1 protein-coding gene is annotated in these 969 nt (G+C 69.1%); it reads left to right on the forward strand.

The genetic code is table 11. From position 1 onward, the window contains the following. Nucleotides 1–963: carboxyl transferase domain-containing protein (locus DBR22_RS15810; RefSeq protein WP_308810224.1), on the forward strand; the 963-nt coding region annotated here is incomplete at its 5' end. Nucleotides 964–969 lie beyond the last annotated feature (6 nt).

Below are 969 nucleotides of genomic sequence, written 5' to 3' on the forward strand. Positions count from 1 at the left end.
ATTAACGGAACCCCGTTCCCGGCAAACGTCCAGGTCGCCGAGAACCTCTTCGACAAGGGCCTCATCGATGCGGTGGTCCCGCCCGGCCAGCTGTCCGACGTCGTGGACCGCGCCTTGAGCATTCTGGTCACCGGGCCGCACCGGACGCCCGCGCCGCCGAAGAGTCTTTCGGTCAAAGCGCCCGACGCCGGCGCGTGGGAATCGATCGGGATCTCCCGTAATCCGCGGCGTCCGGACCTGCGGCAGCTACTCGCCTACGGTGCCAGGGATGTGCTGCCGCTCAACGGCACCGGGCAGGGCGAAAAGGACCCGGGCCTCCAGCTGGCCCTGGCCCGCTTCGGCCAGGAGTCTTGCGTGGTGATCGGCCACACCCGGCCCCGGCCCTCGCAGCAGACTGCGATGGGACCTGCTTCCCTCCGCGAGGCCCGCCGCGGGATGCGCCTGGCCGAGGAACTGGGGCTGCCGCTGCTCACCGTGATCGACACCAGCGGCGCAGCCCTGTCCAAGGAAGCCGAAGAAGGAGGGCTCGCGGGCGAAATCGCGCGGTCCCTGCACGATCTCATCGGACTCAGTTCCCCCACACTCTCCGTCCTCCTGGGCCAGGGTGCCGGCGGGGGCGCACTCGCGCTGCTGCCGGCGGACCGCACCATCGCAGCCCAGCATGCGTGGCTGTCACCGCTGCCCCCTGAAGGTGCCAGCGCCATTGTCCACCGGAACACCGCGTTCGCGCCGGCCATGTCCGAGTCCCAGGGCGTCAACGTCGCGTCCCTCCATGCCAACGGACTTGTTGAGCACATCGTGGATGAACGGCCGGACGCTTCCCGGGAGCCGAAGGCGTTCTGCCAACGGATGGGGCAGGCCATTGAGTACGAGCTGGCCACCTTGTCCAGCGCCGGGATCGACGAGCTGCTGCCGCAACGGCTGGCCAAGTACCGGAGCCTTGGCAGCCAGGGTTTGACTTAGCGGCGG

The sequence above is a fragment of the Arthrobacter sp. HMWF013 genome (assembly GCF_003061105.1).
Taxonomy (GTDB): Bacteria; Actinomycetota; Actinomycetes; order Actinomycetales; family Micrococcaceae; genus Arthrobacter.